Origin of the sequence: Reinekea marina (genome assembly GCF_030409715.1) — a bacterium.
GTDB classification, from domain to species: domain Bacteria; phylum Pseudomonadota; class Gammaproteobacteria; order Pseudomonadales; family Natronospirillaceae; genus Reinekea; species Reinekea marina.
The window spans coordinates 245,324-259,369 of record NZ_JAUFQI010000001.1 but is presented as its reverse complement, the minus strand read 5'-3'; the positions used below and the strand labels follow the sequence as shown (position 1 = coordinate 259,369).

16 protein-coding genes and 1 pseudogene are annotated in these 14,046 nt (G+C 42.4%); 9 read left to right on the top strand and 8 right to left on the bottom strand.

Annotated elements, in window-relative coordinates; all coding sequences use genetic code 11:
* Positions 1–72 precede the first annotated feature (72 nt).
* A complete protein-coding gene (locus QWZ13_RS01475) occupies positions 73–231 on the bottom strand; it encodes a hypothetical protein (protein WP_290283439.1) in 159 nt (52 codons plus the stop codon).
* Between QWZ13_RS01475 and QWZ13_RS01470 the strand changes: the two genes are divergently transcribed.
* A complete protein-coding gene (locus QWZ13_RS01470) occupies positions 218–559 on the top strand; it encodes a putative phage abortive infection protein (protein ID WP_290283238.1) in 342 nt (113 codons plus the stop codon). The genes QWZ13_RS01475 and QWZ13_RS01470 overlap by 14 nt on opposite strands.
* Positions 560–2,344: a DUF262 domain-containing protein gene (locus tag QWZ13_RS01465; protein WP_290280183.1), complete on the top strand. Its 1,785-nt coding sequence runs from the start codon at positions 560–562 to the stop codon at positions 2,342–2,344.
* A gap of 67 nt (positions 2,345–2,411) precedes the next feature.
* Here QWZ13_RS01465 and QWZ13_RS19885 read toward each other — a convergent pair.
* From QWZ13_RS19885 to dndB, 5 genes and pseudogenes are all read right to left on the bottom strand, one after another.
* Positions 2,412–2,528 (bottom strand): annotated as a pseudogene (locus QWZ13_RS19885) (integrase core domain-containing protein); the annotation flags it as partial.
* A gap of 158 nt (positions 2,529–2,686) precedes the next feature.
* A complete protein-coding gene (gene dndE / locus QWZ13_RS01460; RefSeq protein WP_290283237.1) occupies positions 2,687–3,010 on the bottom strand; it encodes a DNA sulfur modification protein DndE in 324 nt (107 codons plus the stop codon).
* Between the two features lie 28 nt (positions 3,011–3,038).
* Positions 3,039–5,009: a DNA sulfur modification protein DndD gene (gene dndD / locus QWZ13_RS01455; RefSeq protein WP_290280182.1), complete on the bottom strand. Its 1,971-nt coding sequence runs from the start codon at positions 5,007–5,009 to the stop codon at positions 3,039–3,041.
* On the bottom strand, positions 5,009–6,550 hold the full coding sequence (gene dndC, locus QWZ13_RS01450) for a DNA phosphorothioation system sulfurtransferase DndC (RefSeq protein WP_290280181.1): 1,542 nt from the start codon (positions 6,548–6,550) through the stop codon (positions 5,009–5,011). Before dndC ends, dndD begins: the two co-directional genes overlap by 1 nt.
* Complete coding sequence (dndB, locus tag QWZ13_RS01445) at positions 6,550–7,710, bottom strand: DNA sulfur modification protein DndB (protein ID WP_290280180.1); 1,161 nt, start codon at positions 7,708–7,710, stop codon at positions 6,550–6,552. The genes dndC and dndB overlap by 1 nt, the downstream gene beginning before the upstream one ends.
* Positions 7,711–7,800: 90 nt before the next feature.
* Between dndB and QWZ13_RS01440 the strand changes: the two genes are divergently transcribed.
* Both QWZ13_RS01440 and QWZ13_RS01435 read left to right on the top strand, forming a co-directional pair.
* Complete coding sequence (locus tag QWZ13_RS01440) at positions 7,801–7,962, top strand: hypothetical protein (RefSeq protein WP_290280178.1); 162 nt, start codon at positions 7,801–7,803, stop codon at positions 7,960–7,962.
* Between the two features lie 313 nt (positions 7,963–8,275).
* Positions 8,276–8,686: a DUF3465 domain-containing protein gene (locus QWZ13_RS01435; protein ID WP_290280176.1), complete on the top strand. Its 411-nt coding sequence runs from the start codon at positions 8,276–8,278 to the stop codon at positions 8,684–8,686.
* Here the strand turns inward: QWZ13_RS01435 and QWZ13_RS01430 are convergent.
* Positions 8,607–8,804, bottom strand: a complete 198-nt coding sequence (locus QWZ13_RS01430; RefSeq protein WP_290280175.1) for a hypothetical protein — start codon at positions 8,802–8,804, stop codon at positions 8,607–8,609. The two genes, QWZ13_RS01435 and QWZ13_RS01430, sit on opposite strands and share 80 nt — an antisense overlap.
* Here QWZ13_RS01430 and QWZ13_RS01425 point away from each other — a divergent pair.
* From QWZ13_RS01425 to QWZ13_RS01415, 3 genes are all read left to right on the top strand, one after another.
* Positions 8,782–9,780 carry an antibiotic biosynthesis monooxygenase family protein gene (locus tag QWZ13_RS01425; protein ID WP_290280174.1) on the top strand — a complete coding sequence of 333 codons (999 nt, stop codon included), beginning with the start codon at positions 8,782–8,784 and terminating at the stop codon, positions 9,778–9,780. The two genes, QWZ13_RS01430 and QWZ13_RS01425, sit on opposite strands and share 23 nt — an antisense overlap.
* 88 nt (positions 9,781–9,868) lie before the next feature.
* Positions 9,869–10,777, top strand: coding sequence for a DMT family transporter (locus tag QWZ13_RS01420; protein WP_290280173.1), 909 nt, complete (start codon positions 9,869–9,871; stop codon positions 10,775–10,777).
* Between the two features lie 95 nt (positions 10,778–10,872).
* Positions 10,873–11,301: an acyl-CoA thioesterase gene (locus QWZ13_RS01415; protein WP_290280172.1), complete on the top strand. Its 429-nt coding sequence runs from the start codon at positions 10,873–10,875 to the stop codon at positions 11,299–11,301.
* Here the strand turns inward: QWZ13_RS01415 and QWZ13_RS01410 are convergent.
* Positions 11,298–12,668, bottom strand: coding sequence for a tryptophanase (locus QWZ13_RS01410; RefSeq protein ID WP_290280171.1), 1,371 nt, complete (start codon positions 12,666–12,668; stop codon positions 11,298–11,300). The genes QWZ13_RS01415 and QWZ13_RS01410 overlap by 4 nt on opposite strands.
* Before the next feature lie 4 nt (positions 12,669–12,672).
* Between QWZ13_RS01410 and QWZ13_RS01405 the strand changes: the two genes are divergently transcribed.
* Together QWZ13_RS01405 and QWZ13_RS01400 are read left to right on the top strand one after the other, a co-directional pair.
* Positions 12,673–12,804, top strand: coding sequence for a hypothetical protein (locus QWZ13_RS01405; protein ID WP_290280170.1), 132 nt, complete (start codon positions 12,673–12,675; stop codon positions 12,802–12,804).
* A 216-nt stretch (positions 12,805–13,020) separates the two neighbouring features.
* Positions 13,021–14,034, top strand: a complete 1,014-nt coding sequence (locus QWZ13_RS01400) for an asparaginase (protein ID WP_290280169.1) — start codon at positions 13,021–13,023, stop codon at positions 14,032–14,034.
* The last annotated feature ends 12 nt before the right edge of the window (positions 14,035–14,046 follow it).

Sequence of the window (14,046 nt, the reverse complement as noted above, 5' to 3'; positions counted from 1 at the left end):
AGAGCTAAAAGAGTCTCGAGAAGTTCTCAAGGCACAGGAACGTCAACTGTCAATCCAAACATTCGAGAACTCTTATATATCATATTTAAGCATGTTAATGGAGAAGATTAATGCTGTTAGCGTTAGTGACATTAAAAACGAAAAATCGATGACTGGTGACTTTGCGATTAAACAACTGTTAGAGAACTTGAAGAATGCATACAAAGCAGAAAAGATTATGCAAGGTGACAATTCTGACGCCGAGTTAACTTTGGTAGCCGCTTATAAACGCTTCTACAGAAACCATGATGATAGTATTTCATTGTTATTTAGGTTTTTAAATCAAGTCATGACCTTTGTAAATGAATGTAGTTTAACTAATAAAGAAAAGTACTGGGCTATGTTAAGGGACCAACTTAAGCCAGATCTACTTATACTCATATTTTACCATCATTGGGTCACTGTTGATTGTATAGAATTAGACCGTTTGGTAGAGAAGGGATTTTTTGACTACCTGAATAAGAATAAACTTTTAGATGCTGATTTGCACAACAGCCGCCTTACTGGAGGAACTCTATAGATGTCCAATTCACCTCGTGACCAATTAAATCCAGATTCACTAAGTGTTAGTGAGTTACTATGTAACAACTATTTCGAAATCCCCAAGAACCAAAGGGATTACAGGTGGGGTAAGGAGCAATTAGAAAAGCTTTGGAATGACCTTATGCTAACCGTTGAAGAAGAAAAAGGGAGTGTTGGGGGTGATTCGTCAGGCCATTTTCTTGGCTCAATAGTAGTGATTGGAAAGAAGCAATCTTTAGACTCTAATCGTTGGTTAGTTGTAGATGGCCAACAAAGAATAACAACTCTAACAATCTTGCTAACTTGTCTGAAATCCTATGTACAAAATTTGGATGCAGGAAAAACAAAAAGGCTGCTTAGTAATACAATTTATAGTGCAGTGTTATCACCTGAAGCAAATGAGGCACCGAGGATTAGGTTAAACAGTGAAAGTAAGTTTTATGAAGGGCTGATTGCTGATTGTGAAGATGTGGCTGAAAGAGAATTTTTCTTTAATAGTAATTTTAACGCTTCAAACGAGGTACAAAATAATATTAAAACGGCATTTGAATTTTTTGATTTAGAAATAAAAAATTACTGTAATTCAGCCGGTGAAGGTTGGCAAGAGGAGCTTACTGAGTTAGTACAAACACTTAATAGTAGTTTCTATTTACTGTTAGTCAGAGTAAGCAATTTATGGATGGCCTACCGTGTTTTCGAAACATTGAATGAAAGGGGCTTGGATTTAACACAGGCCGAGCTTATAAAGAATGTTTTAATTGAACACGCAAGTGAGACAGGAAAGGCGGATATTGATTTAGCAGACAGAATTTGGAAAAAATTCGTAGATAATTATGAATCTCAACCAGTTACTAAGTTGGATATGCCGCATCTAATACAGTTTTCATATAGTTTCAGGCATTCTTTTGTTAAAAAAGGTGACATATTTGATACTGTTTCTAGAGAACTAAGAGCCGGGGAGCTTAACGTATTTTCATTTTTAGACGAACTAGAAGTTGACTCTCGAAACTGGACAGCATTTCTACAGGGTGATCTAGTTAACTGGTCGGATAAATTGGAAAGGGCTCAATTTTCCATTGTGGATCCACTTTGGAAGAAGCATTGTGCGCCATTTATTTTGAGTTTAATGAATAGCTACCAGAGTGATTTAAGCTACTTAGAAAAAGCGTTGTCGCTTTGCGAGCACTATTTGTTCAGACAGGGAATGGTTTCTAGAGATTCAGTAGGAGTCCTTCAGAAAGTATTCACTGATGCTGCAATTCTAGTAAATGGAAGAGCGACCATTTATGAATTAACAAAGTTCTTTAAACGACATAGCCCCGATGAGGAGTTTATTGATCACTTTAAGAAATTCTCAGTTACTAATATGAAACAGGCATATTATGTGCTTTGGAAAATAGAGGCGATGACTGATGGTCATAGTTTGATTAAACCGAATTGGCAAAGTTCTGCTCAGCATGTAGAACATATAATGCCGAAGAAACCAGATCCAGATTGGGAAGGTGTAGCGGAGTTAGAAGGATATCCTAAATACCTGAATAGAGTAGGTAACCTATTGGTATTGGAAGGACATGTTAATCAACATATTAAGAATAGAAACATAGAATATAAAATTAAGAATAGTTTCAGTTTAGACTACTCAAACAGTAAGCATTTATTGGCTAAAGAGTTAGTTAGTAATTTTGATGCATGGGCGGTTAAGTCTCAATGGAATTTTGATGCAATAAATTTAAGGCAGCAATATATGGCTGAAAAGTATGCAGCCTCTGTTTGGTCTTTATAATTGACTAGTATTTAATCCGAGTATGTTGTAACTGTAGTTATAGATAGTTTGAACTGTAAATACCTATTTATAACGCAGTTATTTCGTAGAATATTTGAGCCACATTTTTATACTCATTAGGTATTATATCATTGAGTGAATTATGTGGCCGTTCATTATTATAGGTTTCGATCCAATCTTTAGTGAGCTTCTTAACCTAATTTAAGCCGTTGAAGATATAACAGTCTACTAATAGTCATTTTTCAAACTTCAACAACCTATATAATTTAAATGAGAATTTATGAAGCAGCAGTAAAGGTTTCGGCTGATTAGTTTATTTCATATCATAAATCCTAAGTATAGTTACTGGGCAAATGAGCTAAGGTTTGTTTTCCCTTCAATTGATGCTGCACCATCTTCTACATGAGCATTCCAGGCTCTATACAATGCTTTGTCGTCATATTCGCGATAGCGTTCTTTTAACAAAATTTCTACAATCTGTTCAAGCCCCCCAAGCCATACATGCTTACTCAGCTGTCGTTGCCGGGGTTCAATTTCCTTTCCGTCATATATATAGCCACTTTCAATAGATTTAAAGAATGCAAGTCTGGCACCGATGTTTACGGTTACCCCAGTATTTAGGTGGAAGCGTCTTAATGAGTTAAAGGCTTTGTCTGTAATTTTCATTTCATTTGGTAACATTGTTTAAATCCTCTCACTTACGCCAAAAATAGCCTTCGGTGTAGCTGGATGAACCTTCAGTGGCATCGTAGTCTACGTAGAACGCGTGGGATATCTCAGGCGAAAGGTCTTTATAGAAGCTTTCGTCAATTTCAGTATCGGTAGATAGAATCAATACCTGATGGCTCGCTGTTGGGAAGTAATTTTTCACCAGTTTTGTTCGGTGATGGGAGTCAAGCCGTCCTAAGGGGGTATCGATGATGATCGGTAAGTTACGGCCTGATGTTCTTCCTAAAGCTTCCAGCATAGCAATTGCAAATATTTGTTTTTCACCAGCCGATAATTTCTTTTTGTTTATTTTCTTCCCATGCAAATCCGTTAACGTGACATTAAACGTTTTTGGATCTATCTTTGCTTGAACTTCCATATCTTCTTTTCGAGCAAGCTTGCTAAAAGATTTAATGAACTCTTGCTCCAGGATCTCTATTTTCCGGATTTTAGTAATGCGCCCGAATTCAGAAAGCAGTTCGCGTGCACTAGAAGCCAGTTCGATGCCTTGGTCTAGATTCATCGAAGATGAATATTTTATGTCAAGCTCCTTTAACTTACGCATGGTATCCATCGCTTCACGTAATAGCTTCTTAGCATTACTTTTTTCTTGTTCGATTTCAGTAGTAACTGAGCCGAGGGCTTTTTGGAGCTCACCCAGTTCCGCAAGTATAGCCTCTAAGCGGCTTTCATCCGGTGCGCGGGCAATATTGTCGGCAGCGGCTCCAATTCCTGCCTCAGTCATTTCTAGTTGGCTTGCTAATGACTTAAAACTTCTAATTTGTTCTGGTAATTTATGGGTTATGGTGTGACTAATTGTTTGAAATTCTGAGTCTGAAATATCATGAATGACTTCAACATCCGATGAGCTATCCAATACGTCGGCAAAGGTATTGTTGATTGCAGTTTCGACGCCTTCTAATTCTTTAAGTTGATTCTTAAGTTGCTCTATTTTGGCGGCTAGCTTTTCTCTAGATGCTAGGTTTGTTTTTGTTTCACGTTCAGCTTCAAGTTTTTTTAAGAGCGCACTTAGCGAATTTGGTGCGAGGGAGAGTGGAAACGTATCGCTAAACAACATAGTCAGTTCTGCATTTAGTCGTTGTTTCTCTGCAATAAGAAGGTCAACTTTTTGCTCTTCAACTTGCTTACTTTTCGCCCAAGCGCCGCCAAGATCATTGAGTCGATTGTTCAGAGCTTCAATATCTGCATTTAATGAGCCTTCTTTTGCCTTAAGCTCACTAACGAGGTTTAACTTCTGCTGATATTGATTATAGAAGTCTTGGTATTGTGACTCCAAATTTTTAATATCGTTTGAAATGTTTTTCGGAAGCTTGTCTTGAGTATGCTCCCTTAGGTAAATGCCCAAATCAGTTCTTAATCGTTCTACAATATCAAGGCCTAAGAGGCGGTTAATCGCATCAGCCAAGGCTTCGTTCGTGTTGTCTTCTGCTAATTCGGCGATTTTCTCGCCATCAAAGAAAAATAAGTCAGCTACTCCAATAGGAATTAGCTCACTTAAAAAACTTTGTAACTGCTCGGCATTTAAGCCACTGAGTAATTCGCCGTCTTTTTCAATGTTTAAATATTCAGTAGTTGAAGAGCCTTTGACTTCCCAGGACCGTGTAACGTGGTATTCGCTTAAAACCCCATGTTTACCATAGGTGAAGCTTAAGCTAATGGACGCATGATTTATTGGTATAAGCTGCTCATGGCTTTTATGAATAGAGTCCGCAAGGTATTGGTGGTATTTAGCTAAGGGAATCGATTTGCCAAGGCTTTGTTTACCATACAGTGCTAAGCGAACAGCCGTCAGAGTTGTTGTCTTACCTGCGCCATTGAGCCCGCCAAATAGTATAATGGGTCGCTTGCGACCGTATTTTTCTTTAGGTTCTAAGTTTATTTCGTGGCAACCACTAAAGACACCAAAATCTTGTAGAGTTAAAGTGTTTAAAATCATTAATTTAGGCTCTCTAGTTCTTTAGCAAGTTCTAATAGGCGTTCGTCATAGCCTTTATCAATATTTTTATCGAGACCTATTTGGTGTTTGTTTTTAACCATTTTCTCTCGAATATCTTCGTAAGTTCCCCAATCTTGCTTCAAGAGACTGTCGACTTTTTTATATAGACCTTTCCTTCGGCTTAACCCATCCATTGCGTGTTCAAGCTCAAGCAACTTCATCACAAGCTCGGCAGGTACATCAAATTCCGTACCGAGTGAGTTAAGTATGTCTGCATCGGTTTGGGTAAAGCTGCCTGCGTCTTGGTCGGCCCAATCTAAATCAGTACCGTATACATCACGGTAAATCTTGGGAACCGTATCTGCCCAATCCGGCTCGTTAGGGTCAAACATCCATTCGCGGCGGATTGCATAGAGTTCCTCTGGTTGAATTAGTGTTATATCTCGTCCAGCGTCTCTTAGTTTTTTCTCAATATTGAGAAGCTCTTTAAGCCAGATTTGACGACGCTCCATCCAATATGGACCGGGAATGGTTTTGACTTCAGTAGCATCACTATCGATGTTTTTTCGAGCATACTGAACCTTGCCTGTACGTCGCTTGTAGTTTCGGTATATTTCTTTATTTTCAGGGAGCGTGCTGTGGTATAGCTGGTCTCTAAAGTCTTTTAACTCTTGTAGCCATGTCTCTCCTGAATCTATGAGCCCTTCCATCGCACGGTCTTTAGTAACTACGGTACATGTCCAGCATCCGAACCGAGAGTTACCGCAAGATGGAGTTTTGGTGTCTATGACTAATGGGCATTCGCCTGCCGAGGAATCTTTATACAAATCAAATAACTCAAAATGATCCCCACCCCAAGGTGCGGGAGCCCCTAATAAATACAACCAGACATCATCAAATGTCCAGTCTTCTATGGGCATGTAGGTGAAGGCCCCGGGCAACGATGAATGACGAGAAAGCGAAGAGCCATCAATTTTGTGCTTAGCGATAACTTGGGCCCGTGACGCGCTTTCATCGCTTCTAGCACCCAAAACAACGACCACTTCACCGAATCGGGTTACCTTGTCGAGAATGAATTCACTGACTGGGTCAATTTTCATTCGCTCAGTGCACCAACGAAAATTCTGTGTTGGCGCAGGGTAGCCTTTGCCTAGTAGGTTGGTCCAAAAAGTTTGATCCATTTTGGGGTGTACTTGGTGGGCAGACATCGGTAGACCATTTGTCTTCGCCTTTTCATTTATCGTCGTGATAACACTTTCAATCATATCGACAACCATTGGCGTTTCTACTAGGGTATCTGATGAAATCACATAGATATGCTTATGGCGTTTCTCTGGTTTCAGGTTTTCAATTGCCACATAGATGAGCGACAAAATTGTAGTGCTATCCTTACCACCACTAAAGCCAATCACCCATGGCTTATCGTCGCCTAAGTAGATTGATTGAATTTCACCGATTAAATCGGTTAATGGTCTTCCGGCTGCAGATTCATTCTGAAGCATTTCATCCATAGATGAATATGTCGTTTGCGATGTACTCATTATTTAAATTGCTCTTCTAAAATTAGGTTATCCCCTTCAAGGGCTAAGTCGAAAGCCTGCCGAATGAGGTTGGCTGTAAGGGTGACATTAGCTCTGGCTTTGCTAAGTTTGCCATACACAAGAGCTCTGCCTTCCCAAACCTCTGAATTAGAGCGTGACCAGTCAATTGCCTTAAGATTTTTAATTTTGGGCTTCCAGGACTTCGGTCTCTTGCTTATTAAATCTGCGCCGGCGTTACCTAGCGCTTGCAGTGCAACACCATGGGCATGTATGTAGTTCTTTCTTAGCTCAGCAGTCGAGACTTCTTTCTTTAATGCTGCAGCCCAATCTGGAATATTGGCGCATACTTCAGACCAGTATTCGACCGCTAAGTCTTTCTCTTCTTGAGTGAAAGAGTCCTTAGCTGATTTTCGCAATAAGCTTCTGCTTGCTAACTTAATACTGCTTAAAGTGAATAACTTTGAGCTTCTGTTTGATAAGCTAGATTTTTCCATTTCTGTTAGTCGATTGAAACAATCTACCTTTTCAACAATATACCTAGCGAGTTCTGAGTTAGGATCACGATGGTCATACAAGGTACTCAATGAATCGTTCGGTCGTACAGCATGCTTATTTAAATCTGCGAACATCTGTTGTGCTCTTTGTAACCCTTCATCTACGAAAAACAAGACAGGAATATTGTCGTGGCCTAATTCATGGGCCTCCTTTATTGCTTCTTCAATAGCCGCTCTTCGGTGCTGTCCGTCATTTATTAATATTTGAGCGCTCATAGAGACCGTTAACATTCCCATATTAACTGCAGGACCAGTATCTGCCATCGGTTCAAAGTGGACCTGTTCATTTATAGAGGCTGTAATTGCAGACAGCGTATAATCAGATTGATTAGATATTAGATAATCTGCGATTTCAGGAATTCGGGCTTTGTTTAAAACGCGTTGTGCACGCATTTCTGGAGGAACTTCCTCGCCATCAAACTCAAATATCTTCGGGACGAGCCGCATTGGACACATAGCAATATAGCAAGGCCTGCCTGCCTGCATTCCTCGCACAGCTGGGAATTTATGACTGTATTCATTAATAAGTGATTTTGCCACGGCGAGCTCCTCGCTTTTCGAACTTGCGCGACACTTTAAAACATCACGAAGTAATTTGGAAGTCAAAATATGACTTCCACCTGCAAAATATTAGCGTCCACTTGTCATAATAGGTTGTTTTTTGGCCAATTATAATGTGGAAGTGATATGAACTAGATGTCCTTTTATTTACATTGTTACATTCTGGAGCTGTTTTTGCGTGTTAATTCAGACATCCTGCCCTCATTAATTTGGCTATTGCGCACAGCGTATTTCCCGAGAAACCAAATCCTTGCTTGTAGTTATCCACCTAATTCGAAAACAACATTACCCACATAAAGAGCGCTGCGCTAAATGACTTGGTTTGGTGGTAATGGTCCACATTCAACCGGTTGAGTCTGAACCCCAAACTTAGCTAATACCACCGAGCTTTTGGCCGTCATTGCTATGGCTTGCATTGTGGTTATCTAGGTCTATTGAAGCGATATTGTCAGGGCTATCTAAGAAGCTTGCGAGCTTTGTTAGGTCTTTTTCCTAAGTCTAGGCTTTCTGGATCACATGAATTCACATAGAATCATCTGCTTGCTTGTCATTATAAGTAGCTTGTCTATATGGGACACGCTTAAACTACAATTAAAAGGTACCCTCTCGAATGAATAAAGTCCTTAAAAGTCTAGTTGTCATCGCTAGTCTGTTGTTTTTAGCAGGCTGCGAAGAGCCTTTGTCTGAATCTGACGAAATTCTTCAGAACGCCTATGATAATAAAACCAGTGGTCTTCAGGTTGAGGGTTCTGGTGAAGTGACCAGGTTATTGGCAGATGATACTGAAGGTGATAAGCATCAGCGTTTTATCGTTACTTTAGATTCTGGTCAAACGTTACTTATTGCACATAATATTGATATTGCTCCACGGATCGATGTAATCGCCACTGGAAATCGAATTGAATTCTATGGTGTTTACGAATGGAATGATGAAGGCGGGGTTATTCATTGGACTCATCACGACCCGGCCGGAAAGCATGTAGACGGTTGGTTAAAATATAAAGGCGAAACTTATGAATAAGCAAAAAGAGGGTTAAAGTAATCCTAAGGAAAACATCCCAACTCTTCATCCTATTCTGCAGCCTTTCAGGGTTTTCATTCTCTGCGAGTGCTTCGGTGTGGACGGATGTTATCCGCAATGCGCCTTATTATTCGGCTAACGGGATGACGTCGAATTTTCAGACTATTCGTCGTTGGGTTTTGTTTGGTGAGGCTTATTGTGAAACGGCAAGTCGCCATATTTTATTTGATATTTCTGGGCGCTTTTTAGGTTGGATGGAGAATGCCCCGAGCGATAAAGCGACACAAGCTTTGTTGAACGAGCGACGTGAAACCTATTTCAATAATGGTTTGGTTAGCCAATGGTTGGCAGGCAGTGAGAGTTCTTTGGGCTACCCGTTTGCGCTGTCTTGTAATCAGCCTCATGTGAATGTCGATGATTCGGTGGCGAGTTTGTTTGGCGATGCAAAGGCCGATCGGTTGTGGGGAACTTGGGATGGCATTACTGCGGGCAGTAAACAGCAGCCAATTTCTTTGGCTGAAACGGTTCAATTGGTTTGGCAGCATAGGCAAGGCAATTTTAAACAGCCTCTGCAAGCGTTAAGTTTCGAGTTATTTTTGGCGCAATTGGTGATTGAAAGCGGGGCCGATAAGGCCGCTACCTCCCGTGATAATGCCATTGGTATTTTTCAACTGCGTGAGCAAGTTCTGCAAGATTGCGAAATTCCTACGCGTTTTTATCGGCACCGTATGGCGCAAGTCGATTGCGCCGTTAGGTTGTATGTGTTGAATCGTCGCAATTTAGAACCTTTGTTTATGAGTCGCTTTGGGCATGTGCCGGTGGCTAAGCGGGAGCGATTGTTTGGCTTGCTGCTGGTGCAAACTTACCACAGTGGCATTGGAAACATGCGCCGGTTGCTGGGTGATGGTGAGCAAGGTAAGGCGGCGCTTTATTTTGCTGATCATTATGAAAACTTCAGTGCAGAAGACATGGTGGCTGGGGTATTATTTCATAACATCGGCCGCACGCCATGGGGCTGGGAATCGTTGTATTATCTGATCGATATCGAATTGGTAGAATCGCTTATTACCGAGCGGTTATCTTCGCTGCCTTAAAGATGCTTCTTTGCGTTTTGGCGATTGCAGCCTCTGAATAAGCCAAGCCTTTTTGCATGTTAACCTTTTACTAAAAAGTGAGTTCACTTTGACCACACAGAATTCCAGTTCGTTACAAGCGCCAGTTCTTCTTGCCTATGCGTTGCTCTTTTTGCAGGGCGCTATTTTTGGTTCGTCTTTTTTCATCATAAAAATTGCGTTGATAGATTTTGGTCCTATTACGGTGGCGGCGGGTCGTATTGGCTTCGGGGCGTTGGTGATGCTGTTATACGCCATGATGCGTGGCGAAAAGTTTCCTCGTTCGCCTGCGGTGTTAGGCTTATTGGCTGTGGTTGGTTTATTCAATTGCGCTTTGCCGTTTTTCTTAATTCCATGGGGTGAGCAATTCTTAGAATCGGGCCAGGCGGCTATTTTAATGGCCATTGGTCCCTTGATTGCGTTAGTGATTGGGCACTTTACCACCACCGATGAGCGCATGAATCGATACAAAAGTTTCGGATTTTCGTTAGGGTTTATTGGCGTACTGTTGGTCATTGGTATTCAGCCGTTGGCGAATGGTTTGGGTGGTTTGCTGCCTCAGTTGTCCATTTTACTTGCCGCCACCTGTTATGCCGTATCTGGTGCGTTTGCGCGTCGTATATATGGAGTGAGCAGTGTCATGATGACCGCGTGTGTGTTGCTTTTTGCCAGTGCTATGACCATTCCGTTTAGCTTGGCTATTGAAACGCCCATTGCCGCCGCCCTGCAACCCAATGCTTTGCATGGTTTACTGGCATTGGCTTGGTTAGGTATTGTGCCGACTGGAATTACCTTTTTAATACGTTTCTATTTAATCAAACGAGCCGGTTACACCTTTGTATCGCAGGTTGGTTATTTGGTGCCGGTGTTTGGCGTAATTTTCGGGGTGATAATGCTGAATGAACAAGTCACTTGGGCGATGTTGGCCGGTTTATTGTTAATTTTAACCGGGCTAGCCATCAGTCGCCGCAATAGCTAACTTTTGGGAAGTGCTGTTGTGATGCCAGAGCCTTGGTGCGCTAATGGTAACCCTCTACTATTGTTTAACTTATAAACAAAGCAGAACCGCAAACCATGACAACAGACAAAGCAGAATCGATTGGCCGTTTAACCACCCGCACTATTGCTATGCCCAGCGATACTAACCCTGCGGGCGATATTTTTGGCGGCTGGGTGTTGTCGCAAATGGATATTGCGGCCGGCATTTGCGCTGGGCAGCGTGCTCAATCGCGTGTGGTTACGGTGGCGCTCGACAGCATGAGCTTTATTCGGCCGGTTAAGGTGGGTGATATTCTGGGCATATATACTCAAGTTTCTGAAATTGGTCGTTCGTCGATGACTATTCATGTGCAAGCTTGGGTCAGAAGAGACCGCATTGGTAACCGCGAAAAAGTGACAGAAGGGCATTTTAAATTTGTCGCGATCGATGAAAACGGCAAGCCAACCCAAATACCAAACGAAGCTGACTTGCCAACCTATGTACTAGAAAACCAATACTTTTAGTTTTCTATCGGTTTTAACCGCGCGGTAAAATGGCGCAGTACTGGGGGTTCGTAATCAAAGGTTAAGCCTTTAATTTGGCTGGCTCTTTCTTTGATGGCAATTAAGCTATCGGCTATATAATCCATGTGGTCGTTGGTATATACGCGGCGTGGAATGGTTAATCGCAGCAATTCAAAAGGCGACACTTTTTGTTGTCCATTCTCAGGGTCTCGGCCTAGCAGAAGCGAGCCTATTTCAACACCGCGTACACCGCCCTCTAGATAAAGCTCATTGGCTAACGCATGGGCCGGGAATTGATCGGCCGGAATGTGCGGTAATAGCTTGCCCGCGTCTACAAATACCGCGTGCCCACCCGTTGGGTACTGAATAGGAATGCCGCCTTCGCGCAAGCGTTCGCCCAAGTATTCCACTTGACCAATGCGGTAGCGCAAAAAGTCTTCATCGGCGCATTCCCATAAACCTACGTTTAGCGCTTCCATGTCTCGTCCGTTTAATCCGCCGTAGGTAACAAAGCCTTCCATCGGTACGCACAACACTTGTGCGGCTTTAAACAATTCTTCATTGTCTTTAAAGCAGCACAAACCGCCCATGTTCACCATGGGGTCTTTCTTGGCCGACATGGTAAACATATCGGCATAGGCGAACATTTCGCGAATTACATCGCCTATGGCCACATCGGCATAGCCCTCTTCGCGTTGTTTGATAAACCAGGCGTTTTCAGCAAAGCGTGCGGCATCAATAATGATAGGAATGCCGTGCTTACGCGCCAAAGTAGCGGCGGCTTTAATATTTGCCATGGCGACGGGTTGGCCGCCCGCGGAGTTACAAGTAATGGTAATAATGACACCGGCCACATTGGCGGCACCGGCGTCGTTAATGGTTTTTTCTAACTGGGGCAGATCAAAATTGCCTTTAAAGTCGAACCATTGTGCGGTGTTGGTCGCCTCTGGCGTTAGCGTGTTAATGGCTTTTGCACCGCTTAATTCAACATGCGCTGCGGTGGTGTCGAAGTGGTAATTAGATATAAAGATGGGCTTAAACTCGCCCGATTCATGGTTGGCTTTAAATTGCTTTTGGCGTTTTTCGATTAGCGTAGGGAATAAAATTTGCTCGGCGCCGCGACCTTGGTGCACAGGAATCACATGTTGGTATTTAAATAAGGTGCGAACCGAATCTTGAAGCTTGATAAAACTGCGACTTCCGGCATAGGCCTCATCGCCTATCATAAGCCCGGCCCATTGGTTTGCACTCATTGCGCCGGTGCCTGAATCGGTGAGTAAGTCGATATACACATCTTCGCTTTTGAGTGAAAACGGGTTATAGCCCGCTTCCTTCAAGGCAACCTCACGGTCTGCAAGGGTGGTCATTTTAATGGGTTCAACCATTTTTATACGAAAGGGTTCAGGAATTCTTTTCATGTTTCAGCTCTTTTTAAAATCAATAAACGTAACCCGCCAACACATCAAAGGCGTTGGCAGTTCATTAAAGTTCAGTCGTTTTTAAAGCGAGATTAGAAGTGTAGGCAGGCGCTAGACAGGCGGTAATCGTGGTTATACCACTGGCTGCTGTCGTTTGTTTGTTGAAAAAAAATTAGCTGCACGATGAAAGCTCTTGTTGTTTGAGCTTACTTTATCCCATTTAGTAGGCGATTCAAAGACGTCATTAAAGGTGAAAGGATTGATTTAACGGCTTAATGCGTACTAAGGTAAGCCAAAATCAATGGAGCCTCACCTTATGAACCACCCTGCTATCAATGTACAGGTTAAACGCGGTGGCATTACCGAATCTGCGCACCAAATTAAAGCAATTATTGTAAACTCCTCGGGTGAAACGCTCCACTCTTGGGGCGATATGGAACCATTGGTGTATCCGCGCAGTGCCATTAAAGCGCTGCAAGCTTTAGCATTTTTAGAGCGAGGCGGTGCGCAAAAATACGATTTTACCGAGCAAGAGATCGCTATTTTAGGTGCTTCACATAATGGCGAGCAAAGACACACCGAAACGGTACAGAAAATGCTAGCTAAGCTGTGGCATACGCCGAAAGATTTCGAATGTGGGCACCATTGGCCCATGTTTGTTGAAGCAGGTTATGAACTTGCAGGTAAAGGTGAAACGCCAAATAACTTGCACAATAACTGTTCGGGTAAACACGCCGGTATGTTGGGTTTGGCAAAGCTACTAAACGTAGACTCTAAAGGTTACATACAGGTGGAGCACGATGTTCAGCAAACCATTGCAGACACTATGGGGCAAATGTGTGAAATAGACTTTTCAACGTTGCCGCATTCTCCCGATGGTTGCTCTGCACCTACATGGGCGATGCCTTTGTTCAACTTAGCCTTAGGTTTTGCAAAATTTGCAGATCCTTCTAATCTTTCAGCTGAGCGACAAAAAGCGTGTAGAACCATGTTCAATGCGGTAGTGAATAACCCGTTCATGGTCGCAGGTACAAAGCGATATTGCACAGAAATGATGGAAGCTTTAGGCCAGCGAGTGTTTTTGAAAGTGGGTGCCGAAGGCGTCTATATAGCCGCTATTCCAGATCTCAAATTAGCTATAGCGTTAAAATGTGAAGATGGCGCAACTCGTGGCGCTGAATCTGTAATGACAGCCTTGTTGCACAAGGTCGGCGCTACAGATCATGTTGATCGTGGTCAATTAGAGAGGTTTGATCGGGTGTCGATTAAGAACTGGAATCAGATTGAGACAGGTGAAATCATCTGTCCGATGTAAAAAACTCACAAA

Bases quoted from the DNA above. Each gene is read 5' to 3' on its own strand.
- QWZ13_RS01415 (WP_290280172.1), top strand. From the start codon at position 10,873: ATGACAACAGACAAAGCAGAATCGATTGGCCGTTTAACCACCCGCACT.
- dndD (WP_290280182.1), bottom strand. From the start codon at position 5,009: ATGATTTTAAACACTTTAACTCTACAAGATTTTGGTGTCTTTAGTGGT.
- QWZ13_RS01440 (WP_290280178.1), top strand. From the start codon at position 7,801: ATGTCCTTTTATTTACATTGTTACATTCTGGAGCTGTTTTTGCGTGTT.
- QWZ13_RS01435 (WP_290280176.1), top strand. From the start codon at position 8,276: ATGAATAAAGTCCTTAAAAGTCTAGTTGTCATCGCTAGTCTGTTGTTT.
- dndE (WP_290283237.1), bottom strand. From the start codon at position 3,010: ATGAAAATTACAGACAAAGCCTTTAACTCATTAAGACGCTTCCACCTA.
- QWZ13_RS01470 (WP_290283238.1), top strand. From the start codon at position 218: ATGCAAGGTGACAATTCTGACGCCGAGTTAACTTTGGTAGCCGCTTAT.
- dndC (WP_290280181.1), bottom strand. From the start codon at position 6,550: ATGAGTACATCGCAAACGACATATTCATCTATGGATGAAATGCTTCAG.
- QWZ13_RS01400 (WP_290280169.1), top strand. From the start codon at position 13,021: ATGGAGCCTCACCTTATGAACCACCCTGCTATCAATGTACAGGTTAAA.
- QWZ13_RS01465 (WP_290280183.1), top strand. From the start codon at position 560: ATGTCCAATTCACCTCGTGACCAATTAAATCCAGATTCACTAAGTGTT.
- QWZ13_RS01405 (WP_290280170.1), top strand. From the start codon at position 12,673: ATGGGTTCAACCATTTTTATACGAAAGGGTTCAGGAATTCTTTTCATG.
- QWZ13_RS01410 (WP_290280171.1), bottom strand. From the start codon at position 12,668: ATGACCACCCTTGCAGACCGTGAGGTTGCCTTGAAGGAAGCGGGCTAT.